We start from the raw sequence: 25,961 nt of genomic DNA, 5'->3' as shown, positions 1-25,961 counted from the left end.
AAACCTTTTTTATCTCGTAGTCTTTACCATCCGCAACGCACATTCCCTACCCAATTCGGGTACCTGCAGATTGAAATTGCCACCGGAGTGATTTAGCGTGGCTGCCGTCAACTCTTTGCCAGTTACAACATCGAGCCAGCGGATTGAGTACGATCCTTCGGGCAAATCGAGAGTGAAAGCGAACTTGGCGCAATCCTTGAAGTAAACCGCGTACTGTTGGCCGGTCTCGGCAAGCAATTGGCAATGCCCATTTTTGGGTAACACCTCGCGAATCAAATCCCGGGCCGGTTTCATTTTCACGAAGTCAAAACCATAGAGAAAATCCTTGAGGATTTTCATCTGCTTGCGATAACCCGGGTTGCCCCCACCCGGTTGTTTGGGAGGATATTGAAAGGTACCATCCTCGTGGCCGACGGCGAAGGAGTAATCGAGGTTGTTGTAGAGTCCGCCACCAGCCAGGAGAAATTCCCAGGCTTCCTGCCGGTAGAAATCATCGCCGTTACCCTTAAAACCTGTTTCGTTTTCACCGATCACTTTTCCCAGACCGTAGTTGATGCCGACGGTCACCGGTGGAGAAGTGTAGTGAAAGTTGAATACCGAAACGGCGGGATGGGGCTTCTCGACCTTCTTCGAGCCGTTGCCGATGTTTTGTGTGATCAGATGCTTCTTCGCGAAATCTTTCTCTGCGTCGACGATGACATCGGCGATGCGATGTTGCCAAGCCAATGTGATGCCGCCGAAATAGGGCTCGTTGCAAATTTCGTACATCAGATTGTCTACGTCTCGCAGTTCCGCGACCAGTTTCCGTACCAGAGCCTCTTGCACCTGGAGTAACGGCCCGTTCTTGTCGAGAGTGCAAACATCGTTTCGGCCGATCGATCCGACCCCGTTCACGTTATTCGCAGAATTCATCGGGCTGAGCTTCCATTCGCTTTCGTCGTACATCGGGCAAAAGAGCGTGAACTCTACAATAATGCCCCTTTTCCCCGCCTGAGCCAAAAAATCTTTGAGCCGTTTGAAATAGGCGGTATCCCATTTCTCGAGGTCGAACTTATTGCCGCCGTGCGAATAGCCCGGACGATCACTGCGGGCCCAGGGCGAGATTAACTGGCCCTCCTTGGGAGCGAGTGTATTGCGAGTGATGCCGAAAGCTCCTTCGGGCTCCGCGTAAACACCTGAGAAGGTCCGAGTCAGGTTCAGTCCATCGGCTGCGAGAGTGTCGAGGTATTTGACGTAATCGAAATTGAGATTCAGGACTGCCCCGTAGTGCTCGGCGGAAGTGACCAGGATCGTCGGCTTGCCGTGATACTCGAAGTAGTGGGGATTGATCGGATGGAGAGCAATGAGTTGGGCGGAAAGGGTACCGGTCAGGACGATGAACGAAAGAGACACCAAAATAAAACGCATATGCGGACTCCGATCGCCGGGCGATTTCCTTGTTATAATTGATTGAATCCCGCGAAGAAACAAGTCGGGAACCGGTAAAGCGTGAAGAATTTCACTCTAAGATGAGTACGGCAATCCTCATCCGCCTGCATCAAAATGCAAAATTTTCGAGTTCTCACTCCGACGGGATATTTCGAAAGAGCAAGGTCCGGCAGTTTTATTCGCCAGTTGCCTACCGATCTGGAATTATCTACTGGAGTGAAGAGATTTTGAAAGATAGGAAGGGGCGAGATAATCACGGGTTAGGTTGCTGTTTCTTCCACACGATATTCGAGCCGATTTGAGCCTTCGAACGGACGAATCGTATTCCCGTCCATGAGGTGCCTCTAATAACTTGGCCGAGCGGATTGCAGGTAGATAAGCCCAAATGAAACTCATCGGGTAGTTCGCTTATTTCACATTCTTGCGATCGCCCTTGGGATGAGCCCGGTGAAATTGATCGAACGCGGAGACAAAATACCATCGGCCCGTGCCGTCGCGATAGCAAGCCTCCGTATTCCAGAGCAGCAGACGACCATCGCGACAGGAAAACTTATCTCCCAGAAGTTTCTTGCGATATTCTTCGGTAAATTCCACATAGCATTCGATTTCGGGCACTCCGACTCCCTGAGACCAAATCTGAAAATCAAAAACCTCCGACTTTTTGTTGCCGAGAAAGCTGCGAACGTATTCGCGGGCGTCCTTTTCATTCGGCCACGTCTCCTTGTTGTAGTAGCGGATGCGGATCGACTTGATTGCCCCCGCCGTTAGGGCGGGAAACTTGAGAGGGAATTCTTTTTCCGTGGTTGCCTTACTTGGTTTATGAGGCTGTTGCAAGGCTTCGGCGGGTATCCCGCTCTCGGGGCGATTGTCGAACACAATCTGAGGTTCTTCGCTGCACACAGCACTTGCCACTAGGCCGCTCATCAGCCCCATTGCGCATAGTAAGCGCACGATTAGCAAACAGAACATTGGAAGCCTCCCTTCTATCGAGAGAAGTTACCTGGTAATTATGGTTGTGCGATGACTGGGAAGTAAGAGGGGTATTGTTATTCGTTACGAGGCTGTTACCCGAGAAGCTTAAACCACTTGAAATGCAACTTTTAGGCCTCGTCAGTGGATTGGAATCTTCCTCCATCCCGGCTATCGATATGATTGATTTTCGGTTTCGTGATACAAATCGCCATCGGAAATAGGTTCCGAAGGAACTGTCACGGGTCGATTCCATCTAACATTCCGCATCGAATTTCCCTGCCGCCTCAAGCGTTAATTGCTCGAGCAAACCCAGGGGCTCCTCCCGCGTGGAATGCTCCATAATTTCTCGAAAAGCGGAAAGGACGACATCTTTCCTCCACCCGACCTTCATGCTTGCTGTGATCTGAGGCTCATCCACCGCGACCGCATCGATTTGTCTAATCAGAATTTCAGATCTTTTCGAAATGGCAGGCAGCTTCCAGGATAAATTAAACGATTTACCGATCTCGTCGCTGAAGCTACCGTGCACTCTCAGCTCGCGATAGTCCGATGAAAACGCTTTCTTGAACAAATTGCGGTTAATCATCAAGGAAACGTACAACGCACCTTGCTCGGGAATCGCGGCGGTACATGCGTATCTCCCATCTTGAAGAACTTCGATTGCGGGGATTGTTTTCATTGCTGAACGTCTGCTTGACAAGGGGAGTGGTTTATTTAGGCCTGGATCAGGCACGGGACGACCCAATTCCCATAATACATCAACCAATTGATCCTTCAAATCAATATCACTCCCACCGCTTGAGTATCTTCTAGCAATCCTTTCCGTAAGTTGATAACCTCTCCTCTTGAGCGTTTGCACGGCTCGAAAATCCTAGTTTCATCTACTACAGAGCTATTGATGAAAGTCACAATCCGATTCGCGATCCTCGGCATATTACTTTTGCTGGCGACAAGCCCTCTCCCCGCTCAACCCTATCCGACCAGCACCTACCAGGAAATGAAATGGCGGATGATCGGTCCATTTAGAGGCGGTCGAACCGTCGGAGCCGCCGGTATTCCCACCCAGCCGAACGTTTTCTACATCGGCGTCAACAACGGCGGCGTCTGGAAAACTAACGATTACGGCCTGACCTGGAAGCCGATCTTCGATGAACAGCCCACCGGTTCCATCGGTACTTTAGTTATTGCTCCCTCGAATCCCGAGGTTATCTACGTGGGGAGTGGCGAGGGGTTGCAACGTCCCGACCTTTCCACGGGCGATGGCATTTATAAATCCAAAAACGGCGGAAAGACCTGGGAAAATGTCGGCCTGAAAGACGGTCAGCAGATTCCGTCCATCATTGTCGATCCCAAGAATCCCGACCGACTTTTTGTGGCCGTGCTTGGCCATCCTTACGGGGCGAATACCGAACGCGGCATCTTCCGCTCGCTCGATGGCGGCAAAAGCTGGAAGAAGGTGCTCTACAAAGACGAGAATACCGGGGCGATTGCTCTCGCGTTTGACCCCGAGAATCCTCAAACGGTCTACGGCGTGCTTTGGTCCGCCCGTCAAGGGCCTTGGGAAAATGGGGCGTGGCAGGGGACCAACAGCGGCCTGTTCAAATCGACCGATGGCGGCGAAAGCTGGACACAACTCTCCAAAGGTCTACCGACTGCCGAGCAAGGCCTCGGTCGGATCGGTATTTCGATCTGCCCCAGCGACAGCAAATGTCTGTATGCGTTAGTCGACGCTCCACGAGCGGGCGGACTCTACCGTTCCGATGATGCGGGGGAGAATTGGAAGCTGGTGAATTCCGATCCCCGCATCTGGGGTCGCGGCAGTGATTTTGCTGAAGTGCGGGCCGATCCGAAAAATAAAGAACTGGTCTATATCGCCAATACGGGACTCTACCGTTCCACAGAAGGAGGCAAGAATTTCTCGTGCATTAAAGGGGCACCCGGCGGCGATGATTACCACACCATCTGGATCAATCCAATCAATCCTCATATTATTCTGCTGGCGACCGACCAAGGGGCCGTGGTGACCGTCAACGGCGGCGAAAGCTGGAGTACCTGGTACAACCAACCCACTGCCCAGTTCTACCACGTGAGCACCGATAATCAATTTCCCTACTGGGTCTACGGCGGCCAGCAGGAGAGTGGGTCTGCCGGTGTCAGCAGTCGAGGCCGGGATGGTCAGATTACCTTCCGGGACTGGCATCCGGTGGGCGTCGAAGAATATGGCTACGTGGCCGTCGATCCGCTCGATTCCAACATGATCTACGGCGGCAAAATCACGAGGTTCGATCGCAGAACGGGGCAGGTTCAAAATATCGCTCCTGAAGCGCTGCGGACTGGAAAATATCGCTTCCTGCGCACGGCACCCGTGTTGTTTGCTCCCACCGATCCGCACACTCTCTACTTCGCGGGTAATGTAATTTTCAAGACGACGAGTGGCGGAAATAGCTGGGAGATCATCAGTCCCGACTTAACGCGCGAACAACCGGAAGTTCCCGAAAGCATTGGGGTTTTCCGTACCCCCGAACTTACTCGAATGGCCCGGCGTGGCGTGATTTATACGGTAGCTCCCTCCTACAAAGAGACCAACGTGATTTGGGCCGGGACGGATGATGGGCTCATTCATGTCACCAAAGACGGCGGCAAAGATTGGAAGAATGTTACTCCGCCCGGGTTAACGTCCTGGTCGAAAATTTCGATTATTGATGCCGGGCGTTTCGACGCGGGGACGGCTTATGCCGCTGTAAATCGAATTCGCTTGAGCGATCAGAAGCCTCATATTTATCGCACTCACGATTACGGGGCCACTTGGCAGGAAATCGTTAAGGGCCTTCCGGATAATGCTCCGGTGAATGCCGTTCGCGAAGACCCGGTGCGAAAAGGGCTGCTTTACTGCGGTACCGAACGGGCAATACATGTTTCTTTCGACGATGGCGAAAATTGGCAATCCCTGCGCCTGAACATGCCAGCCACTTCGATGCGGGATCTGGTCGTGCACCAGGATGATCTGGTAGTGGGGACTCACGGGCGTTCTTTCTGGATTCTCGATGATCTCACGCCGTTGCGGCAGATCGACAAAACGATCGCGGAAAGTCCGGCAAAGTTGTTTAAGCCGCAGCTGGCCCATCGCGTTCGTTGGAATGTGAATACCGACACGCCGTTGCCTCCGGAAGAGCCGGCCGGGCAGAACCCGCCGGATGGAGCGATCCTGAATTATTATTTGAAAGATAAAGCTAATGGGCCTGTGAAACTGGAGATTTTCGATGCTCAGAGCAAGCTGGTGCGGCGATTTTCCAGCGAAGACCAAGCAGAACCGATCAATGAAAAGAGTCTGGCAATTACACCCTATTGGATTCGGCCTTTCCACATGCTCTCAAGCGAGGTGGGAATGCACCGCTTCATTTGGGATTTGCATTATGCTTCGTTGGAAGGGCCGAAGAATTATCCGATCTCGGCCATCGTTCGCAATACTCCGGGAGAACCGCGCGGCCCCTGGGTTTATCCGGGGGAGTATACCGTCAAGCTGACAGCGAATGGCCAAACTTATTCGCAGCCGTTGACGATTAAGATGGATCCCCGAGTAAAAACTCCGACGGAAGATTTGCAGCAACAGCATCAAGCTTCGATGATTTGTTACGATGGAGTTTTGAAGATTGCTTCCACTCAAAAACTGTTGCGAATTTTGCGGATAAAACTCAAAGAGCTCTCGGAGAAGAAACTCGATGATGCCAAACTTATTGAGACTATCACAGCGATGATCGATAAAGCCAATTCGATCGATAGCGGCGATTCCCCGCGTCGCGGTGGCCGTCGAGCGAAGGACGATTCGACAATGGCCACTTTGTCTTCGATCAGCGGGCAGATGGGATCTCTGCTGGGGGTTCTTCAGGAAGCCGATGTGAAGCCGACGACTCAGGTTCTGACGGCAGTGAAGAAAGTCGAAGAGAATTACGCCAGGCTGATGATGATCTGGCAGGAGCTTTCGACGCAGAACCTGCCCAAGCTGAATAAGCAACTGGAGGCCGCCAAGCTGCGTACAATAGTGTTGGAGTGAGGGGTGTAAGAATTAGCTCATCTCACGATGGCTTTATTCCCAACGCTAGGTCGAATTACTCGCTCTTTTACACCAACTCCCGGATCGGCTGGGCGTTGTCGTCCACCAGGTACTGCGGCCGGCCAGTCAAATCGCGAATAGATGCCTCACCGACATCGATTCCCAAGTTTCGATAAAGGGTAGCGTACAATTCGCCGAAAGTGACGGGACGGGAAGCGGCTTCCCCTGCAATGCGATCTGTAGAACCGATGACTTGGCCGTTTTTCATCCCGCCGCCGGCCATCAGAACGCAATTGACCTGAGGCCAGTGATCGCGGCCGACCTGGGCGCTGATCTTCGGAGTCCGGCCAAACTCTCCCATGATAACTACGGTGCAATCGTCACTCAGGCCACGCTGATGTAAATCTTCCACGAGTGCACTTACGCACTGATCGAAGATGGGGAAATCCTCTTTTTCTCGAGTGAAAATCGAGTTGTCGGCCCGGCCTTCAGCGTTTTTGCCGCCGTGCCAATCCCATTTGCTGTAATTCAGAGTAACCACTCGAGCCCCGGCTTCGATGAGTCGTCGGGCCATCAACAAGCTTTGCGGCACCCGAGGAGCACCGTTGCTATCCATGAAAATCTTCGGATTGCCAGTGCCATAGCGGGCAATCGTCTTCGGGTCTTCCTTCGAAATATCCAGGGCGGTGGCCAATCGAGAAGAAGTCAACAGTCCAAAGGCTTGCTGATTGAACGAATCGAGTGCGGCCATCGATCCACTCGCATCGGCATCGCGGCGAGTCGTATCCAAGCTCTTTAAGATCTCTTTCCGGTCCGCAAGACGGCTGATGTCGATGCTTTTCAGAGTCATATCTTCGCGGGCCGGACCAGTAGGGCGGAAGGGAGCCAGCGATGGGCCCAGGAAGCCGGGACCAGGTTCGTTGTACGGACCATGCGAACAGGTGTAACAGAGGCTGACATAAGGCGGAACGACCGAGTCATTGGAGCCTTGCAGCTTGGCGACTACAGATCCGAATTGGGGCCAGCCGCCGCTGGGTTTGGGTGTCTTGACATGCCGCCCGTTGAAAACTTGAATGGCATCGTGCTCGGCCTGATTCCCCACGAGAGAACGAATGATGGTAAACTTGTCCATCATTTTGGCGATTTTCGGAAATGCTTCGCAGATCTGGATGCCGGTCACGTTCGTGGCGATCGGTTTCCAGGGCCCGGCGATCTCCGAGGGGGCGTTTGGCTTGAGATCGAACATGTCCTGATGAGGAGGGCCGCCGACTAAGTAGATCAGAATTACCGACTTCTGTGAGGAATTGATCCCGGCTTTGGCTTCGGCTTGAAGGAGTTGGGGAAGGCAGAATCCGCCCAGTCCGAAGCTGCCAATTTGAAGGAAACTTCGGCGAGAAAGACAGTGGGTTAGATTCACGAGACTCTCCGGAGTCGGTTCAATACTGGCAAAAAGACTTTCGCGGCGGGAATGCTATTTTTAACCGAACTTCGATGGAAATGCAATCGAATAAACGCCATCGGGAAGGGCGGTGCGGGGCATGAGGTCGAGTTTATCTTGTCAAATGTTCCGGAGTCGATCCTTCTCTTATGCCTGAGATTCCGACCGAAAGGCCTGCTGCGAGTTTTACGGGGGAGCAATTATCCGGTAGCAAAAAAATCTCATTATTGACTAGAAAATCAGAGAAACTGCGTGTCAATTAGAACTAACTCTCCAAATTTGTTTGAAGAATGAGATGAATTCATGCCGGAAGAAGAACCGAAGAAAGAAGATTCTCTACTTCGCTGGCGACGGCGCCTCCTCCCCTTGTTGGATAGTACCGGACTGCGTACTCTTTCCCGCAAGATCTTCCATAAATGGGTGAGATTCCGATACGGTCCAGATCGACTGGTAAAAGCTCATCAGAACGACCGAATCTGGAAGCTGGATCTCGACGTCGCTTTGCGTGGGGGCAATGAAGAATTTGAGACCATTCATTGGTTTCGAAAAGTCGTTAAGCCAGGCGATACCGTTATCGATGTGGGTGCAAACGTCGGGCAGATGACCTTGGAGTTAGCCCATCTGGTCGGGCCGACCGGTCGGGTCTATTCGATCGAGCCAGGGGAGGGGAATCTGGCTCTTTTAAGAAAACACATTCGCGCGAATGGTTTTGAAGATCGCGTAATCGTTATCCCGGCGGCCTGTGCGGCCGTGCATGGCGGCACCATTACCTTCAATATTTTTGGAGAGGACGCGAAAGCGGTGGGAAGTGGCTTTACTATCTCCGAGGCCGCCGTCGAAGAACATGTTAGACACGGGGAAAAACATCTGACGGTTACCGTGCCGACGATTTCGCTCGATGGTTTTATTGCCGAGAAGGGGATTCGTCCCCAGGTTGTGAAAATCGATGTGGAAGGGGCCGAGCGTGAAGTTTTCCAGGGGGCGAGCCGTCTGTTATCAGAAATCCGACCGCAAATTCGCTTCGGATTTCACCCTTTCGCGTTCTCCGATCCGGTCTCTGTCGATCAGGAGTTGCGAAAATTGTTCGCAGGTAACAGATATGAATTCGATTCACGGCCGCCTGCGGTTTTGGAGTTGGAGGAGTATAACATTTGCCCCAAAACAAGTTGATGGAAAAGTTGTGGTTCCGGGATGAATGATTAATGTATGATCTTGACAGTGTAAAAATCGTAGTTATTGTAAGTGCTAGGCTATGCGAGAGGCTGATAAGAATTGGTTCATCAATGCGTGGACTTAAAATTTTGATTCTGATAATCCTGCCATTCAATTCCGGGTGTGGGATGATCGATTATCTTTGCGAAGATAATCGCACTTTCAAAGAACCAAGAGGTCCACTCTTTGCAATGCTTCCGCAAGGAACACAATTATTCGCCAAGTAGACCGTTACGCGGATTTGCGAACCCACGGAAGTAGCTAAACTATCCCAACGCTTTTCCAGCCGCGTTTTTTCGCGAAAAAGTCACTTTCCTCGCAAACTATTGCTTTCCACCAACAGGAATTGAGGCTAGAGTACTGGCTTGTAAGTTGAAATGGCCACATGCCGGCTCGAATAGACTACGACTCCTACCCGAGGCAAATTTGGATCCTCAACTGGTTCCCGCAGAAGCACCGAAGTCGGACGATCCTCCAACTCTCGCTAGAGCTCTCGGCCTCTTCGATATCACCATGCTGGTCATGGGAAGTGTGATCGGAGCCGGCATTTTCGTAGTTCCCCACGATGTGGCCAAGGTGGTTGGTGTTCCCGCATTGGTGTTATTGGCTTGGGTGCTAGGCGGGGCCGTCAGTCTGGCCGGTAGCCTCGTCTATGCCGACTTAGCCCGACGACGGCCGCACGTCGGCGGCCAGTACGCTTTTCTCCGCGAAGCTTACCATCCGGTTGTCGCCTTTCTCTACGGCTGGTGCCTTCTTTGGGTCATTCAATCGGGCGGTATGGCATCGGTGGCCGTGGTCTTTGCTCGCTACTTTCTCGAACTGGGGAATCTTTTTCCCGTCATCTTCGGCTCATCGGCTGATGTTTCTGGCACCATGGCGGGGGATTCAACCCTCGGCAAAGTCGTGGCTGGAGTGACCATCGCTGGACTCACAGCTATCAACTGTCTCGGGGTTCGTACGGCCAGCACAGCCCAGAACCTGTTCATGGTACTCAAGGTACTCGCCATTTGTGCTTTGATTGCTTGCGGTCTGCTAATAGCGATTCCGGCAAGTCCTCCCACTGGGGGCGAAGCAACTGAACCCGTCGCAGGATGGTGGATGTTGCCAGCTTTAGCGGCGGCGATGGTGCCAGTTCTCTTCGCCTACGGCGGTTGGCACACGACCACCTTCATGGCCGCTGAAGTTCGGGATGCTCGAAGAAACCTTCCCCGCGGTTTGTTGCTGGGTGTTCTGGGAGTGACGATACTCTATCTGGGTGTCAATTATGTTTGCCTGAGCGTTCTTGGCGTTAAGGAACTTTCCGAGAATGGCAGCCCCGCTTATGAAGTGATGCGAAGGGCGCTCGGAGGTCGCGGTGCGGCGATACTCTCGGCGGGAATCGCCATCTCGGCCGTGGGATTTCTCAGTCAGGCCGTGCTAACATCGCCGCGCGTTTATTTTGCCATGGCTCGAGATGGGCTTTTCTTTCAGGCTGTCGCTCGCATTCACCCGCGGACGAGAGTGCCAGTTGTTGCCATCCTTCTGCAGGGAGCGTTCGCAATTGTTATTGCAGTTTCGGGCACTTTTCATCAGATCCTGAATTACGTCATGTCGGTTGAGTTGGTGTTCCTGACTTTGACCTCCCTGAGTCTTTTCATTTTGCGTCGCAAGGACCGGGCTGCCGGGGTCGACATGTCCGACTCGATGCCGGGGCATCCTGTAGCCACTATAATTTTCACGGTTTCTACCATCGCGGTGACGGCCGCACTTTTTTATGAGTACCCGGAAAATAGTTTGATCGGCCTCGGGATCGCGGCCGCAGGGATGCCCGTGTATGCCTTCTGGCGCTGGCGAAACGGAGGAAAAACTGAGGTCGAAGGTTAGGGTAGAGAGGCAGTACGTTCTGAAAGATGATTCAGAGCTAATCTTTTCAAGTTGGAACGGCGCCTCCGGGGAATTAATTCTTGGAAGTAAAACAAATCGGTTAGTGGCGGGTGACAGCGAGGGTTTGCCGGATTTCTGGGCTGAGTTAAGGTACAAGGTGAAACCGAGCACCAGCTGAAATGCTGCCAAAATAAAAGATGAAGCTCCTCGACTTGGACTCGAACCAAGAACCGTCCGATTAACAGTCGGATGCTCTACCATTGAGCTATCGAGGAATGTTCAGAAAGTATAGGCCTCATCTGGTCCGGCAGCAAGGGGTCTCATTCAATAGCGGAAGCGAAAATTTTTTCCTTCCGTTCAGAGTACCGATTATGCGTTTTGCGACTTTAGCCACCCCGGCCGGACCCCGGGCGTCGGTCCAAGCAGGGGAATTCTATATAGATCTCCAGGCCACCGATCCTTCTCTGCCTTCCAATGTTAAGACTATTCTGGAAGCTCAGGGTTCGCTCGATTCGAAAATCGAGGCCGCAAAATCGAACCCCAAGGCGGTCAAAGTCGCGGTTTCCGAGGCCAAATTGCACGCTCCGGTAATCGATCCTCAGAAGATTATCTGCGTCGGACTCAACTATCGCGATCACGCCATCGAGTGCAATCTGCCGATCCCGCGCGACCCGGTTCTGTTCAACAAATTCAACAATACCCTCATCGGACATGGCGAAAATATTATCCATCCCAAGGTTTCCGTCAAAGTCGATTACGAGGCCGAACTGGTGCTGGTGATCGGCAAAACGGGCCGATATATTCCGGAATCTCAGGCCCAAAGCTATGTGGCGGGTTATGCCGTGGGGCACGACGTGTCCGCCCGCGACTGGCAGATGGAAAAAGATGGCAAGCAGTGGATGGCCGGGAAAACCTTCGATACCTTCGCTCCCATCGGTCCTGTGCTGGTCACGGCCGATGAGGTGAAAGATCCGCATCACCTGAACATTTCGTTGCGTTTGAACGGCAAAACGATGCAGAATAGCAATACCAAGCAGTTTATTTTCAATATTCCGCAGATGGTCTCGTACATCTCCCAGATCGTGACCTTGATGCCGGGGGATATAATTTTCACAGGAACTCCTCCGGGTATCGGTAATGCACTTACCCCTCAAGTATTCCTCAAGCCGGGCGACGTGACCGAAGTGGAAATCGAAGGGCTGGGTGTTCTGAAAAACACTGTTGTCGGCGAATGATATCGCTTCCGCAAGCTGCCTATATTCACATTCCGTTCTGCAAGCACCACTGCGGCTACTGCGATTTTGCGGTAGTCGCGGGCAAGGATCACTTGCAGACCCTCTACCTCGAAGCACTGGAATTGGAACTTACCTCCCTGGTGAATTCCCAGGAAATTCAAACGCTTTTCATTGGCGGCGGTACTCCCACCTATCTTTCCGAGCCGAATCTCCAACGCCTGATGCAGATGTTAGGGATCTGGTTCAAAAATTATGACGAATTTTCGATTGAAGCCACACCCGAAAGCATCACGGCCGAGAAAATTGCGATTCTCCAAGGGGGGGGAGTCAATCGGATCAGCTTGGGGGTGCAATCGTTCGAGAATCATTCGTTGATCGAACTGGATCGTGTGCATTCGGTCGCGGATATTCGCCCGGCCATTGAAATGTGTAACGATCATTTTCCGCGGGTTTCTCTCGATCTGATTTTCGCCGTACCGGAACAACGGCTGGAAGACTGGCAGCGGGACTTGCGAGCGGCTGTCGATTTTGGCGTCGGCCATATCTCGACTTACGGTTTGACCTACGAGAAGGGGACGCCGTTGTGGAAACGGCGGGAACGCAAGGAAGTGGTGGCTTTGGACGAGGATCTCGAAGGCCAAATGTATGAGTACGCGATGGCGGAACTCCCTCGTCTCGGGTTGGAACAGTACGAGATTTCCAATTTCGCCAAGCCGGGACAGGAGTGCAGACACAATCAAATTTACTGGGCGAATGAGAGCTATTACGGGTTTGGTTTAGGTGCCGCGCGATATCTGGCAGGCACCCGGGAAACTAATACGCGAAGCCTCGATAATTATCTGAAGAAATTATTCGCCGGAGAGTCACCGACGCAGAGTTCGGAGAGGTTATCGGACTTGGATCGTGCCCGAGAAACTATATTTACCCAACTGCGTCGGCGGGAAGGAATTCTGCGGGAATCGTTCGAAAACCAAACCGGCTTTTCCATCGATCAGTTGGCGGGGGAGCGACTCAAGCCGTTGTTAGATAATCATTTACTGATTGATGATTCGGTTTCGATCCGCTTATCCCGAGCCGGGCGCTGCCTCGCCGATGCGGTAATTACCGAGCTGATGGCGGGGTGATTTGTCGGCTGGCTAGCACTTTGCGAAGCGCCTCCGGATAGGCGAGGCATTCCTGTTCAAAAACCTTGGCAGCTAAGCTATCCGGGGTATCCGCCAGACTGATGGAAACCTTCCGTTGGAGTACGATTTCCCCATGGTCGTACTCATCATCGACGTAATGAACGGTGCAACCGCTTTCTGTTTCCCCGGCGGCGATTACCGCTTCGTGAACGTGATGGCCGTACATCCCTTTGCCGCCGAATTTGGGAAGCAGGGAGGGGTGAATGTTCAGCACTTTTCCCTGGTAATCCCTCGGAATCAGCAGTTTTTGCAGATAACCGGCCAGGCAAACCAATTCCGCCCCCGATTCGCGAATGGCCGCGAAATTGGCCGAGCTGAAGGCCGCTAAATCGGGAAAACTCTTTCGAGGCAGAACGAGTGAAGGGATGTTCGCGAGTTTGGCTCGTTCGAGGCCGTAAACGCTCGGTTTACTCGAGATGACGAGCACAATTTGAACGGAGAGGGAACCATCGCCTGCCCGATCAATCAGATTCTGCAGAGTTGTACCGCCTCCCGACAACAAAACTGCCAGTCGAACGGGTCGAACATCGCTACTCATGCGGACTCTCAACTATAAACTGAGTCAATTGGAGTACATGAGGTTAGATATGAGTTTTGAGAAAGTTGCGACATCCGGAGTTGATTTTCCCGCTCGGGAAAGTGCGATATTGAACTTCTGGGCGGAAAAACAAATCTTCGAAAAGCTGAAGGCTCAAAACGCCGGGAAGCCGAAGTGGTCCTTTCTGGATGGTCCCATCACGGCCAATAATCCGATGGGGGTGCACCACGCCTGGAACCGCACTTATAAGGATGCCTACTGCCGTTATTTCGCAATGACCGGCCACGCACTCCGCTACCAACAAGGTTTTGACTGCCAGGGACTGTGGGTCGAAGTGGAAGTCGAGAAAGAACTCAAGCTCCATAGCAAGAAGGACATCGAAGCGCTGGTGCCGGGCGATCCGGAAGCTAGCGTTGCCAAGTTCGTTAATCTCTGCAAAGCCCGCGTCGATAAGTACGCCGATATCCAGACGAAGCAATCGATTCGGCTCGGTTACTGGATGAATTGGGACACCGAAGAAGATTTCAAAAAGTCTCCGGATAATCGCAAAAGCTACTTCACCAATAGTGAAGAAAACAATTACACCATCTGGTCCTTCCTCAAAAAGTGCCACCATCGCGGGTTGTTGTACCGTGGTTTCGATGCTATGCCGTGGTGCGGCCGCTGCGGCACGGGCATCAGCGAAATGGAGAAGAGCGAAGGTTATAAGATCATTGCGCACCGGGCGATATTCGTGAAATTTCCCCTTCGCGATAAGCCGGGCGAGAACCTGATTGCCTGGACGACTACTCCCTGGACTCTAACTTCGAATGTGGCCGCCGCGGTGAATCCGGAACTGGTTTATCTGAAGATCAAGCTCGGTTCGGAGATTTATTATATTGCTAAGGGGGCTTTCAAAGCGGCTCGACTCGAAGAACAATTCAAAGCCAAGGAATGGGTGGAGGGGGTTCCCAAACTCAAGAGCCTGGAGCAGATTTTCAAAGAGAAAGCGGGCAAGGAAGGCTTTGAAATCCTGGGAGAACTCAAGGGCGAGGAGATGATCGGCTGGGCTTACAACGGGCCGTTCGATCAGGTCGAAGCTCAAAACGCTCCTTACGGTTATCCGGCGGAATTGGCGGAAGTGGTCAGCAAGCAGGGCTGGTCCAAGGATTATTCCGCTAAGCAGGCGCATCGCGTCATCGCTTGGAAAGATGTCGGCGAGAGTGAAGGTACTGGGATAGTTCACATCGCCCCGGGTTGCGGTGCGGAAGACTTTCACCTGGGCAAAGAAAATCTGATTCCTTTCGTTGCACCGCTGGATGAGACTGGCCATTTTCTGCCCGGTTTCGGTGAACTTTCCGGTAAGCATGCCAATCCGCCAGAAACGGTCGATTGGATCATCAATTATCTGAAGCAGAAGGGCATTCTGTTCGCGGTCGAACAGTATCCGCACAAGTACCCGCACTGCTGGCGCTGCAAGCAGGAATTGCTCTATCGGCTGGTGGATGAATGGTACATCTCCATGACTTGGCGCGATGAGATCATGCGGGTGGTCGAGCAGGTGACTTTCTTGCCGGAAAGTGTGAACGGTCGCGCTCGCGAATTGGATTGGCTTCGCAACATGGGCGATTGGATGATCTCCAAGAAACGCTATTGGGGCCTGGCACTACCGATCTGGGTGGATCCTCAGACAGGCGATTTCGAAGTGATTGGCTCGCGTGAAGAGTTGAAGCAGCGAGCCGTGGAAGGCTGGTCGGAATTCGAAGGCAACACACCGCACCGGCCCTGGGTCGACCAGATCAAGATTCGAAATCCCAAGACCGGTAATTTGATGAGTCGCGTTCCGGACGTTGGGAATCCTTGGCTCGATGCGGGGATTGTGGCCTTCAGCACAATGAAATGGAATACCGACCGGGAATACTGGAAGCAGTGGTACCCCGCCGAATTCATCACGGAAAGTTTCCCCGGGCAGTTCCGCAACTGGTTCTATGCTCTGCTGGCCATGAGCACCATGATGAGCGACGGCCAGCCGCCGTTCAAAACTCTCCTGGGCTTTGCGACCGTACTCGATCAAGACGGCCGGGCGATGCACAAGAGCGAAGGGAATTCGATTGAGTTCATAGGGGCGGCCGAGTCGGGATTCACCATCGATCATCCTTTGAAGGAAAAAGAACAACCGAAATTGCCGGAGGGAGCACTTTCCTTCGAAGTGGTCGAAAAAAAGGATAAAGAAGGGAAGCCCATAAGGGCAGTTAGAGCTTCCTACCCGCCCATCGGGGCGGATGTGATGCGCTGGCTCTACTGCCGGCACAACCCGGCTCAGAATTTGAACTTTGGTCCCGTCCCGGCCAATGAGCTTCGAGCCAAGTTCGTTTTGAAGCTCTGGAATACCTACGCTTTCTTTGTGAATTATGCCCGGTTGGATGACTTCGACCGAACCGCCGAGCCGATTCCTTTTTCGCAACGCTCCGATCTGGATCGCTGGATCCTTTCCGATTTGCAGGGACTGGTGAAACTGGCTCGGGAGTCGTTCGAATCATTCGATACGCAACGATTCTGCCTGGAAGTGGAATCGTTCATCGATGACAAATTGAGCAACTGGTATGTGCGTCGGTCGCGCCGACGGTTCTGGAAGAGTGAGCAGGGCAACGATAAATCGAGTGCTTATCAGACTCTGTATGTCGTTTTGAAATCACTAGCTCAGTTGATTGCGCCGATCGTTCCGTTCCTGGCCGAGGATCTCTGGCAGAATCTGCGTTCGCCAAAAGATGCCGAGAGCGTTCATCTGGTGGCTTATCCCAAGGTTCAAGAGGATTGGCTGGATTCTACACTCTCCGAGGAGGTCAATGCCCTCCTGAAACTGGTTTCGGTCGGTGGAGCGGCCCGCAACGTCGCCAAGATTAAGACCCGTCAACCTTTGGCGGAGTTGATCGTTCAACCGGCCGAGGATGCGGAACGCCGGGCCGCGGAACGATTTGGCGATCAACTTTGCGAAGAGTTGAATGTCAAGAAGGTTAAGATTATCCCGACCGATGCCCCAGCCCTGATGAAAGATTCGGTGAAGCTGAATATGAAGACGGCCGGGGCGAAGTGTGGTGCAAAATTGAAGGAAGTAAACGCCTATATCGCCACGCTGAAAGCCAGCCAGCTTTACGAAGCGTTAAAGAAGGGATCTTTTGAGATTGCCGAGGTGCCCCTGGAATCGGGCGATTTCATCGTCAATTACGAGGCCCCCGCTGGCTTTGCGGGGGTGGTGGAGAAGGGCACTCAGGTACTGCTTGATACGAAGATTTCTCCGGAGCTCCGCCTGGAAGGTTTGGCGCGGGATATTATTCGCAATGTGCAGGATCTTCGCAAAAAGGCCAACTTGGAGATGGAAGATCGCATTGTGCTTTCCATTGAGTCGGAGGCGGAAGAGATTCGCCAATCGTTGCAGGCCCATCGCAATTCCATCGGAGAAGAGACCTTAACCACCGAGTGGAAAGAACAATTGGACAATGCCCTCGACACTACGAGCGTTAAAATTGATGGAATGCCTCTGACGATACGGTTGAAAAAAGCCTGAACGGTGGACGGCGAGTTTAGATAAGATTTGAAATCCGCAGCTCTCAGGGGCGTTATCGATGTAGAAGAAGATAATCGCCCGGGAGCGACCCAATGTTAGTTCGCAACCTTTTGCTTTTAGTCGGGCTGGGAATCGGCAGTCAGGCCGCCCTCGGCCAGGCTTCCAAAAAAGAGTCCGTCCCTGATCGGGAGATTCGCGAGCAAAAACTCGCCGATCTCATCGATTCGGAATTCGACAAATTCTGGAAAAAGAACGATATCACTCCCGCCCCCCTGGCGGATGATGCCGAATTTTTCCGCCGGATTTCGCTGGATCTCGTGGGCCGGATTCCCACCGTTCAGGAAGTACGCCAGTTTCTGACGGATCGCGATCCCCAAAAGCGGGCTAAACTCATTTCACGCTTGGAAGATCGGTCCCAGTTCTACAACTACTTCGCCAACGTTCTCCGACAGCAATGGCTGCCGCAGACACTGGAGAATGCGCAGTTCGCGGATGCGGGGGTCGGTTTCGAAAAGTATTTACGGGAAAAATTGCGAAACAAAGAAAAACTGGATGTCATCGTTCGCGATATTCTGACCGCTTCGTCGCAATTTACCGATCGGCAGGGGCGAATGCAAATGGAGAAGGACGATCCGCCCGCAGCCTTTAACCGCGTCAATGAATTCAATCCCGCCAGTGTCGCGGCGGCCGCCAGCCGTTTGTTTATGGGCGTTAAGCTCGAGTGTGCTCAATGCCATAACCATCCTTTCAACAGTTTCAAACGGGAACAGTTCTGGGAACTGGCCGCATTCTTTTCGGAAGTCAATCCGACGATCGCGGCGAGCGGCGACGCCAAGGCCCGTCGGAGTATTGTGATTCCGGAACTCGGGAAAACGGTAACGGTGAAATTTATCAACGGGGAAATGCCCAAATTCAAAGATGACAAAGAAAGCCCGCGGGAAGTATTCGTCAACTGGCTGACATCGAAAGACAACCCGTATTTCGCTGCGAATATGACCAATCGCATTTGGCAGCATTTCTTCGGCTTGGGGCTGACCGATCCCATCGATGAACCCTCTGAAGACAATCCGCCATTGATTCCGGAGTTACAGAAAGCGTTGGCCCAGGCGTTTATCGAGAGCGGTTTCGATTTGCAGTTTATGATGAATGCCATTGCCCGCAGCAAGGTCTATCAGCGATCGAGCAAGATGACGCATCAAAGCCAGTCGAATCCCAAGAATTTCGCGCGGGCGAACGTGCGCGGAATGTCCGGCGAGCAACTTTACGATTCGCTAGTGCAGGCGACGGGCTTACGCGAAGGATTTCAGGAAATCCCCCAAATGGTTCGGGGAATGCGTTCCGGGCGGGCGGCCATCGTCAGCAAGTTCAGCAGCCCGGAAGCCCTGATCGAACGGCAGACGAGTATTCTTCAGGCGTTGACCCTGATGAACGGCAATTTTCTCAACAACCAGACCGACTTGAATAAGTCTTTATTCCTGGCTGGTGTGGTCGATGCGCCGTTCCTCAGTCCGACGGGGAAAATCGAATCGCTCTTCCTGGCGACTCTCAGCCGGATGCCAACGAAGGAAGAACTGCAAAAATATCAATCCTATCTGGATAAATCGAAAGATCCGGAAACCAAAAAGAAAAACTACACCGATATTTTTTGGGCTCTGCTGAATTCCAGTGAGTTCATGTTGAATCACTAACCGAACATCCGACTTAAAGCCCTATCGCGAAAGAGACATACTATGTTACCGGAAATCTCACGACGGGAGTTTACCAAACTTGGCATGGCCGGCGTACTGGGTGGAGCAACGGCTCCCTGGTTTACGGCTTTCGCACAGGAAAACGCCAAAAATCCCAAACGGCAAAAGTCCTGCATTTTGCTGTGGCTCTCGGGAGGACCGGCTACCATCGATATGTGGGATCTAAAGCCCGGCCACGAGAACGGTGGTCCCTTCAAGGAACTTTCGACCGATGTTCCCGGTTTGAAGTTGGGGGAACCGCTGCAAAAACTGTCCAAGTTCGGCAAAGATCTCGCTATCGTTCGAGGTATGTCCACTCGCGAGGGCGATCATGGGCGTGCTACATACTACCTCAGAACGGGTTATGTGCAGCAGGGGGCCTTGCAATACCCGACACTCGGTTCCCTCTTCGCCAAAGAACTCGGCGATCCGGCTAGCGAGATGCCCTCTTTTGTGAGCATTTCTCCGTTCCGTCAGTTGAACAACGCCGCCTTTACCTCGGGCTATCTGGGGCCAATGTTTGCTCCTCTGATCGTCGGGGAAGGAAGTTTTGGTCCGCCTCCCAGCGGTTCCATGGTCGATGAACTCTTAAAAGTTCAAGATCTCGATCGTCCGAAGGATATTGAAGAATCGCAGGCAACGGGTCGCTTCGATTTGCTTAAAGATCTGCAGAATCAGTTTGGCTCCGATCGACCCAATCTGGTCGTTCAAAGCCAGCACCTGGCGTATCAACGCGCGGTTAAGCTCATGAAGTCGGTCGGGGCCAAGGCTTTCGATCTCACAACCGAAAAAGATAAGACCCGCGACGATTACGGACGCAATCTGTTCGGGCAGGGCTGCCTGCTCGCCCGGCGACTTGTGGAGCGGGGCGTCCCGTTTATCGAAGTCAATCTCGGTGGTTGGGATACGCACCAGAACAATTTCGATCAAGTGAAAAATCTGGCCGGGATACTCGATTCGGGTTGGGCAAGTCTCATGGCCGACTTGCGCGAACGCGGGCTGTTGGAATCCACCACGATTCTCTGTATGGGCGAGTTCGGCCGAACCCCGAAAATCAACGGCGGGCGTGGTCGCGATCACTTCCCGAATGCGTGGTCAGCCGTGTTGGCGGGCGGCGGCATCAAAGGCGGGCAAGCCTACGGCAAGACCAGTGCGGATGGCACTACAGTTGAAGAAGGGAAGACCGATGTTCCCGATCTCCTGTCGACTTTAGCCCTGGCACTGGGCATCGATTACAACAAGAACAACGCCTCGAACGTCGGCCGTCCGGTTCGGGTAGTCGACAAGGTGGCCAAACCGATTCAAAGCCTGATCGGATAATAGCGAAATATTCGAGGCGGATCCCATGCGACGACTACTCCCACTGATTGTGCCCCTACTGGGGCTGCCGCTGCTGCTGGCGGAAAATCCGGCTATTAGTACTCCCAAAAGTATTGTGCCGAATATTCAGGAAGTCATTTTCTATACCGAAACCAAGCCGATTCGGGTGTTCGTGCACATCAATGCCAAAACCGGATCGCTCGATAAAACTTTCGAGTCGAAACTCAAAGAGTTCTTCAAATTCCTGGATCGGGATGGCGATGGTTTTCTTAGCCCGTCCGAGGCCGAATTCGTCTTTTCGAATACTGCCATCCAAAGCCTGATCTCCAATGGATACGCTTATGCCTCGCCGAATGATCCCTCGCGGACCTTCGATAAATTCGACAAGAATAAAGATGGCAAAATCAGCCTGGAAGAATTTATCCGTTACTATGAGCCTTCCGGGCAGTACCTGATCACTTCCCGAAATTTAAATCTGGGTGATGCCTATGCCGAAGAGGTGACGAAAGAGTTTTTTAACCGGCTCAACAGCAAGAAAGATGGTCGATTAAGCCGCGAAGAGTTGGCGGTGCTCCCCTCCTGGATTCCCTTGATGGATCGCGATGAGGACGATTGCCTGAGCGTCACGGAAATTATCCCCGATATTTTCACGAGAAATCTGGCGAGTAAGAATGAGAAGTCCGCATTCGGGGCTGTGCGAGTGCATCCTGTGGGAGAGTTCAGCGAAACGGCCATTGAAAATCTGATGCTCCGCTACGACGCCAATCGCAATTTGCGACTGAAGCCGAATGAAATCGCTTTCGATGCGGAGACTTTCAAAAAGCTGGACAAGAATGGCGACGGCATGCTCTCGATGTTCGAATTGATGGAGTGGCGCAATCTGCCTCCCGATCTCGAAATCGAGATGAGCCTCGGGGCCAACCCTAGAGAATCGAGCGTCCGCGTGCTAAAACGTCCCGATGGCCGCGATTACCCCCTGGCAAAAAATGTGCAGATCTTGTCCACAGGAAATCTGCTGGTCAAAATCGGGAACCAATCGATCGACTTCGGTTATCTGTTTACGCCGCAGCCAACGATATCCGCGCCGAAAGTGGAAGATACCAACAATCTGTTGAGTGCATTCAATAAGGCAGCGAACGGTCGCGATTTCGTAGTGGATAAGGATTTAATCAACCCCGAATACCAGCACTTGCGAATCTTATTCGATATGGCCGATCGTAATGGCGATAACAAAGTGACGCGGGAAGAGATTGAAGCGTTGGTGAAATTGTTTGTATCGTTCAAGGAATGTCCCGTACAACTGGCCTTCAACGTGGATATGCCGAGCATCTTTCGGATATTGGATCAGAATCAGGATGGGCGATTGAGTTTGCGTGAATTGAGACAAGCCTGGAAGCAACTTCACCCATTGGAGCCCTCCGGGGAAGATTACATCACTTCGAATATTTCCAAACCGCAGGCTAAGATCTATTTGACGAGGGAAAACGACGTGGTTCGCTTTGTTAACGCGAACCCGTACCAGGTATCGTTGGCGGGGAGTGGGCAGGGGCCGATCTGGTTTCAGCGTCTGGATCGCAATGCCGATGGCGACATTTCTTTGAAGGAATTTCCCGGAAGTAAGGCCGAGTTCGATCGACTGGATCTCGATGGGGACGGACTAATTTCCCTGGAAGAAGCTGAGACTGCAGAGAAGCGATTTCGGAGGAAGTAAGCCAACTCAATCAGCCTTCTTAAAAGACCATTCCGACTGGAGTTTTTCAAGTCCTTCTGGTGAAACGAAGCCATTTTTCAGAGCCAGCAGAAGCAGATTGATTTCGTGTTGAGCTTTCACGTTTCATCTCCACCGGTAGGGCTAAGGGCTTACATTAGTAAAGGTCAATGTACCCAAAAGTTGGCGGTCAGTAATGAGTGGAATCCAATTTTCTGGAATTTTTGAGTTTCAACATTTAGGCTCATAGTGGCTCTCAAGGTTTGCCTCATTTTTTTTTCGATAGCGAGATCGCAATTTTATCAGTGGTCGTTCGACGGTTTGATAGGAGAATTCCGCAATAAGTAGGATTGTGCAAAAATTGATGGGAGTAATCGCGAGCCAAGTTCCATCGAAGTAATTCGAAAGAATCAGTTCCTGCCAGAGGTAGAGGCCGTACGATCGCTGGCCGAGGTAGCGAAACGGTCGAGATTCCAGCAGTACCCCGACGCGACTACTCGGATAGCGGATGAACCACGAAATCAAAAAAGCGACGGCCGCGCTATTCAGTGGAATCCCCAGACTGAACCAATAATAATTTCCCGCGGCCAGGACCAGAAGCGGGGAAACCAGCAGCAAAATTCCGAAGGCGGCGGTCGGATAAAGACTGTAAGAGCATTGATTGAGAATTAGATTAAACCGGGCCCCTTGCGCCAGCAATGCAAGCAGGCAGCCAATCAATAGTGGATCGGCCGTGCAATGGAGCATGGAAGTCAAATAACTTCGCTGTTCAACGAACAGAAAATAGGTCGCGAACCTCAGGATCGGAGACAGGCCGATAATAATAAAGCACAAAATAGCCGCTTTGCGAGGTTTCAGGAGGAGGAAAGCCAGAGGCCAAAGAAAGTAAAACTGCTCTTCGACTGACAGGGACCAAAAGTGAGCGATCACCCAGTCGGAACTTGACTCGGGCAGAAAAAAACAGGTGTAATCCGAAAGAAAAAATAAGGCCGCGATGAAGTTGGGGATTCCCAGGGGAATTTCACCCAGCAGTTTCAGCAGAACGACTATCCCGAGGTAGAGATACATCGGAGGAAAAATTCTTAGGACTCTACGAATATAGAAATTTCTTAAGCTGATGTGACTAGTTCGTTCCAGTTCAATTCTCAACAGATGTGTGATCAGGAAGCCGCTGATCACAAAAAAGCAAAGCACTCCCAAAGGTCGACCCAAATAGAAAGTAACTTGAGTCGCCATTGGAGAGCTGGGTTCGGAGGAGAGAAGCCGATAGTGACAAAGGATTACACTCAGTACCGACAGAGCCCGGAGACCGTCGATGCAGGGTAAGCGATGGGTGCGATTTTGCATCTTGGCCGTGAGGACTACCTGAGTCGGTCCCGGATCGGAGTCTCCCCCTTAAAGCGAAGAAAAGGGTAAGGAGCTTTGCGGATCGCGGAACAGAAAAATATCTGGGATTTAAAAAACTGTTTCGAGAGGGAGAGATGCTAGCAGGTATCCTCAAAGGAAGCCCGCCAGTGAATTGAAAGCTAAAACATCCTGGCCAAGAGCCAATTTACTCTAGGTTCATTCATCCAAAAACAGTAACTCGTAAAACACAAGGATATCATAAAGTTTTGGACGGCGAGTAGCGAATGGAAACTACCCGCAGTCGACTATGTTTACCGAATCGTCACCAGATTCTCACACGTTCCTCTTTGGGAAGCCAAAGTTTGTCCCCTTCTTTGACTCCGAACGCGTCGTAGAACTCAGTTAAATTTCGAATCACGCCATTGCAGCGGAATTCTGAGGGTGAGTGCGGGTCTGTTGCCAAGCGCCGGCTCAAGGCTTCATCGCGGTACTTGGATCGCCAGACTTGGGCCCAGCCTATGAACAGACGTTGCGGTCCGGTCATTCCGTCAATCACCGGGGAAGGCTTACCCTGCAGGGAGATCATGTAGGCTTTATGGGCGATGGTTAGGCCGCCCAGATCTCCAATGTTCTCGCCGATGGTCAAAGCCCCGTTCACGTGCAAGCCCGGGAGTTGCTTGGGTTCGAAGGCGTTGTACTGGGCGATCAGCATTTTGGTGCGTTTCTGGAATTCCTTTTTGTCTTCGGCCGTCCACCAATCCTTCAAATTCCCGTCGCCGTCATACTTGGCACCCTGATCGTCGAAACCGTGTCCGATTTCGTGACCTATCACTGCACCGATACCTCCGTAGTTCACGGCATCATCCACATTCAAATCGAAGAACGGCGGCTGGAGGATGGCGGCCGGGAAGACGATTTCGTTCAACCCTGGATTGTAATAAGCATTCACAGTCTGTGGCGTCATACCCCATTCGGTGCGATCCACCCGCTTGCCGAGCTTGTTCAGCTGATAATTCAGCCGAAACTCGGCAGCGCGGCGGGCATTACCGACCAGATCACCACGCTTGATTTCCAGTTTGGTGTAATCGCGCCAGACATCCGGATATCCGATCTTGGGAGTAAATTTCGAAAGCTTATCGAGCGCTTTCACCTTGGTTTCCGGTGACATCCAGTCGAGCGATTTGATATCGACCCGGTAGGCTTCTATCAGATTGGCCACCAGGATCTTCATCTTCTCTTTGGCTGCCGGGGGGAAGTACTTGGCGACGTAGAGTTTTCCGGCCGCTTCCCCCATCGACTCTTCCACAAGAGCAACGCCGCGCTTCCAGCGAGGTTGCATTTCGGGAGTTCCCTGCAGCGTCTTGCCATAAAAATCGAAGTTTTCTTGGACGAAATCTTTGGAAAGCAGGGATGCGCGGGTGCCCAGAATTCGCCAGGTGAGGTATTGCTTCCAATCGTCGAGAGAATACTGATCGACAACTTTGGACAAATCGGTGAGATAGCTGGGTTGTGCAACGATCAGTTCCTTGATTTCTCCCAGACCCATTCCTTCAAACCAGGTATCGAGATTCAAGTCGCCGGCCAGAGCTTTCAGCTGAGCGCGAGTTACTTTGTTGTACGTCTGGTCCGCGTCTCGGTTGCGGACGTTATCCCAGTGGCCTTTGGCAATTGCCGTTTCCATCGCCATGATGCGCTCGGCGGTCTTCTCCGGACTGGGAAATTTGGCCAACGTCAGCATTTTGCCGATGTGAGCCACATAGGCTTTGCGAATCTTTTCTGACTTCGGCTCGCGGTAGTACGATTCTCCCGGCAATCCCAGCCCACCCTGGCCGACGTAGACGATGTACTGATCCGATTTTTTGGAATCGGTTCGGACCGAACTGCCAAACAGGCCCGGAATGCCAATTTTCTGGAGGGCGGCGAGTGCCTTTACGAGGCTGGTTTTATCGCTGATACTCGAAACGATTTGGAGTTCGGGTTGAATCGGGCTGAGGCCCAATTTTTCAGCTTCGGCCTCGTCCATGAAAGTGGCGTAGAGGTCTTCAATTTTCTTGGCATCCGGATTGTCCTTGATCTTAGCGGCTTCTTCGATAATTCCCAAAAGACGTTTCTCGGAAAGATCCCGAAGATCGAAGAAGGCTCCGATGGCAGGTCTATCACCAGGAATCTGGGACGTTTTCATCCAGTTGCCGTTGACGTTGAGGTACAGATCGTCCTGGGGACGAACGGCCGTGTCGAACGTGCTCTTATCGATACCGGATTTCAGTGTGGGTTCCGCGGCAAAGGCAGACAAGCCCAGGAGTATCGCTCCGGTCGCGACGTAACGGATTTTCATAGATTTCATTCTCTTAAAATGGATGCAACCAAGCTGTTTATTGCAGAGCAGCCAAATTG

16 protein-coding genes and 1 tRNA gene are annotated in these 25,961 nt (G+C 52.3%); 9 read left to right on the top strand and 8 right to left on the bottom strand.

Annotation, left to right across the window (positions count from 1 at the left end):
- Nucleotides 1-9: 9 nt before the first annotated feature.
- The 3 genes from KIH39_RS10215 to KIH39_RS10205 all read right to left on the bottom strand — a co-directional run bounded on the left by KIH39_RS10215 (nt 10) and on the right by KIH39_RS10205 (nt 3,259).
- Nucleotides 10-1,407: a hypothetical protein gene (locus KIH39_RS10215; protein WP_213499227.1), complete on the bottom strand. Its 1,398-nt coding sequence runs from the start codon at nt 1,405-1,407 to the stop codon at nt 10-12.
- Between the two features lie 429 nt (nt 1,408-1,836).
- On the bottom strand, nt 1,837-2,397 hold the full coding sequence (locus KIH39_RS10210) for a hypothetical protein (RefSeq protein ID WP_213499226.1): 561 nt from the start codon (nt 2,395-2,397) through the stop codon (nt 1,837-1,839).
- A 256-nt stretch (nt 2,398-2,653) separates the two neighbouring features.
- Entirely contained in the window at nt 2,654-3,259 is a 606-nt protein-coding gene (locus KIH39_RS10205) for a hypothetical protein (RefSeq protein WP_213499225.1), read from the bottom strand.
- A 39-nt stretch (nt 3,260-3,298) separates the two neighbouring features.
- On the opposite strand from KIH39_RS10205, the gene KIH39_RS10200 reads away from it, so the two are divergent.
- Nucleotides 3,299-6,451 (top strand): VPS10 domain-containing protein, encoded by a 3,153-nt coding sequence (locus KIH39_RS10200; RefSeq protein ID WP_213499224.1) that lies wholly within the window; start codon nt 3,299-3,301, stop codon nt 6,449-6,451.
- Between the two features lie 67 nt (nt 6,452-6,518).
- On the opposite strand, the gene KIH39_RS10195 is transcribed toward KIH39_RS10200, so the two are convergent.
- On the bottom strand, nt 6,519-7,868 hold the full coding sequence (locus KIH39_RS10195) for a DUF1501 domain-containing protein (RefSeq protein WP_213499223.1): 1,350 nt from the start codon (nt 7,866-7,868) through the stop codon (nt 6,519-6,521).
- Nucleotides 7,869-8,192: 324 nt separating this feature from the next.
- Here KIH39_RS10195 and KIH39_RS10190 point away from each other — a divergent pair, with 324 nt between their 5' ends.
- The gene (locus KIH39_RS10190) at nt 8,193-9,059 is read left to right on the top strand and encodes an FkbM family methyltransferase (protein WP_213499222.1); all 867 of its coding nucleotides are present in this window, start codon (nt 8,193-8,195) and stop codon (nt 9,057-9,059) included.
- A 468-nt stretch (nt 9,060-9,527) separates the two neighbouring features.
- Nucleotides 9,528-10,964, top strand: a complete 1,437-nt coding sequence (locus tag KIH39_RS10185) for an APC family permease (RefSeq protein WP_213499221.1) — start codon at nt 9,528-9,530, stop codon at nt 10,962-10,964.
- A gap of 203 nt (nt 10,965-11,167) precedes the next feature.
- Here the strand turns inward: KIH39_RS10185 and KIH39_RS10180 are convergent.
- Nucleotides 11,168-11,239, bottom strand: a tRNA-Asn gene (locus KIH39_RS10180).
- Between the two features lie 96 nt (nt 11,240-11,335).
- On the opposite strand from KIH39_RS10180, the gene KIH39_RS10175 reads away from it, so the two are divergent.
- Nucleotides 11,336-12,199, top strand: coding sequence for a fumarylacetoacetate hydrolase family protein (locus tag KIH39_RS10175; RefSeq protein WP_213499220.1), 864 nt, complete (start codon nt 11,336-11,338; stop codon nt 12,197-12,199).
- Entirely contained in the window at nt 12,196-13,323 is a 1,128-nt protein-coding gene (hemW, locus tag KIH39_RS10170) for a radical SAM family heme chaperone HemW (protein ID WP_213499219.1), read from the top strand. The genes KIH39_RS10175 and hemW overlap by 4 nt, the downstream gene beginning before the upstream one ends.
- Here hemW and purN read toward each other — a convergent pair.
- Nucleotides 13,301-13,921, bottom strand: a complete 621-nt coding sequence (gene purN, locus KIH39_RS10165) for a phosphoribosylglycinamide formyltransferase (RefSeq protein WP_213499218.1) — start codon at nt 13,919-13,921, stop codon at nt 13,301-13,303. The two genes, hemW and purN, sit on opposite strands and share 23 nt — an antisense overlap.
- Before the next feature lie 49 nt (nt 13,922-13,970).
- Here purN and ileS point away from each other — a divergent pair, with 49 nt between their 5' ends.
- The 4 genes from ileS (at nt 13,971) to KIH39_RS10145 (ending at nt 22,223) form a co-directional block, all read left to right on the top strand.
- Entirely contained in the window at nt 13,971-17,465 is a 3,495-nt protein-coding gene (gene ileS / locus KIH39_RS10160; RefSeq protein ID WP_213499217.1) for an isoleucine--tRNA ligase, read from the top strand.
- 92 nt (nt 17,466-17,557) lie between these two features.
- On the top strand, nt 17,558-19,153 hold the full coding sequence (locus KIH39_RS10155; protein WP_213499216.1) for a DUF1553 domain-containing protein: 1,596 nt from the start codon (nt 17,558-17,560) through the stop codon (nt 19,151-19,153).
- Nucleotides 19,154-19,195: 42 nt separating this feature from the next.
- The gene (locus tag KIH39_RS10150; protein ID WP_213499215.1) at nt 19,196-20,512 is read left to right on the top strand and encodes a DUF1501 domain-containing protein; all 1,317 of its coding nucleotides are present in this window, start codon (nt 19,196-19,198) and stop codon (nt 20,510-20,512) included.
- A gap of 25 nt (nt 20,513-20,537) precedes the next feature.
- Entirely contained in the window at nt 20,538-22,223 is a 1,686-nt protein-coding gene (locus KIH39_RS10145; protein ID WP_213499214.1) for an EF-hand domain-containing protein, read from the top strand.
- Nucleotides 22,224-22,451: 228 nt separating this feature from the next.
- Here the strand turns inward: KIH39_RS10145 and KIH39_RS10140 are convergent, their stop codons facing one another.
- Complete coding sequence (locus KIH39_RS10140) at nt 22,452-23,567, bottom strand: acyltransferase family protein (RefSeq protein ID WP_213499213.1); 1,116 nt, start codon at nt 23,565-23,567, stop codon at nt 22,452-22,454.
- Between the two features lie 322 nt (nt 23,568-23,889).
- The gene (locus tag KIH39_RS10135) at nt 23,890-25,902 is read right to left on the bottom strand and encodes a M13 family metallopeptidase (RefSeq protein WP_213499212.1); all 2,013 of its coding nucleotides are present in this window, start codon (nt 25,900-25,902) and stop codon (nt 23,890-23,892) included.
- Nucleotides 25,903-25,961 lie beyond the last annotated feature (59 nt).

The sequence above is a fragment of the Telmatocola sphagniphila genome, from assembly GCF_018398935.1.
GTDB lineage: Bacteria > Planctomycetota > Planctomycetia > Gemmatales > Gemmataceae > Telmatocola > Telmatocola sphagniphila.
The sequence above is the reverse complement of the archived record's forward strand: the minus strand, read 5'-3'. Positions and strand labels throughout refer to the sequence as shown.

Excerpts from the sequence above, each read along its gene's own strand:
- KIH39_RS10215 (WP_213499227.1), bottom strand. The coding sequence starts at position 1,407 with ATGCGTTTTATTTTGGTGTCTCTTTCGTTCATCGTCCTGACCGGTACC.
- KIH39_RS10210 (WP_213499226.1), bottom strand. The coding sequence starts at position 2,397 with ATGTTCTGTTTGCTAATCGTGCGCTTACTATGCGCAATGGGGCTGATG.
- KIH39_RS10200 (WP_213499224.1), top strand. The coding sequence starts at position 3,299 with ATGAAAGTCACAATCCGATTCGCGATCCTCGGCATATTACTTTTGCTG.
- KIH39_RS10190 (WP_213499222.1), top strand. The coding sequence starts at position 8,193 with ATGCCGGAAGAAGAACCGAAGAAAGAAGATTCTCTACTTCGCTGGCGA.
- KIH39_RS10175 (WP_213499220.1), top strand. The coding sequence starts at position 11,336 with ATGCGTTTTGCGACTTTAGCCACCCCGGCCGGACCCCGGGCGTCGGTC.
- hemW (WP_213499219.1), top strand. The coding sequence starts at position 12,196 with ATGATATCGCTTCCGCAAGCTGCCTATATTCACATTCCGTTCTGCAAG.
- purN (WP_213499218.1), bottom strand. The coding sequence starts at position 13,921 with ATGAGTAGCGATGTTCGACCCGTTCGACTGGCAGTTTTGTTGTCGGGA.
- ileS (WP_213499217.1), top strand. The coding sequence starts at position 13,971 with ATGAGTTTTGAGAAAGTTGCGACATCCGGAGTTGATTTTCCCGCTCGG.
- KIH39_RS10155 (WP_213499216.1), top strand. The coding sequence starts at position 17,558 with ATGTTAGTTCGCAACCTTTTGCTTTTAGTCGGGCTGGGAATCGGCAGT.
- KIH39_RS10150 (WP_213499215.1), top strand. The coding sequence starts at position 19,196 with ATGTTACCGGAAATCTCACGACGGGAGTTTACCAAACTTGGCATGGCC.
- KIH39_RS10145 (WP_213499214.1), top strand. The coding sequence starts at position 20,538 with ATGCGACGACTACTCCCACTGATTGTGCCCCTACTGGGGCTGCCGCTG.
- KIH39_RS10140 (WP_213499213.1), bottom strand. The coding sequence starts at position 23,567 with ATGCAAAATCGCACCCATCGCTTACCCTGCATCGACGGTCTCCGGGCT.
- KIH39_RS10135 (WP_213499212.1), bottom strand. The coding sequence starts at position 25,902 with ATGAAAATCCGTTACGTCGCGACCGGAGCGATACTCCTGGGCTTGTCT.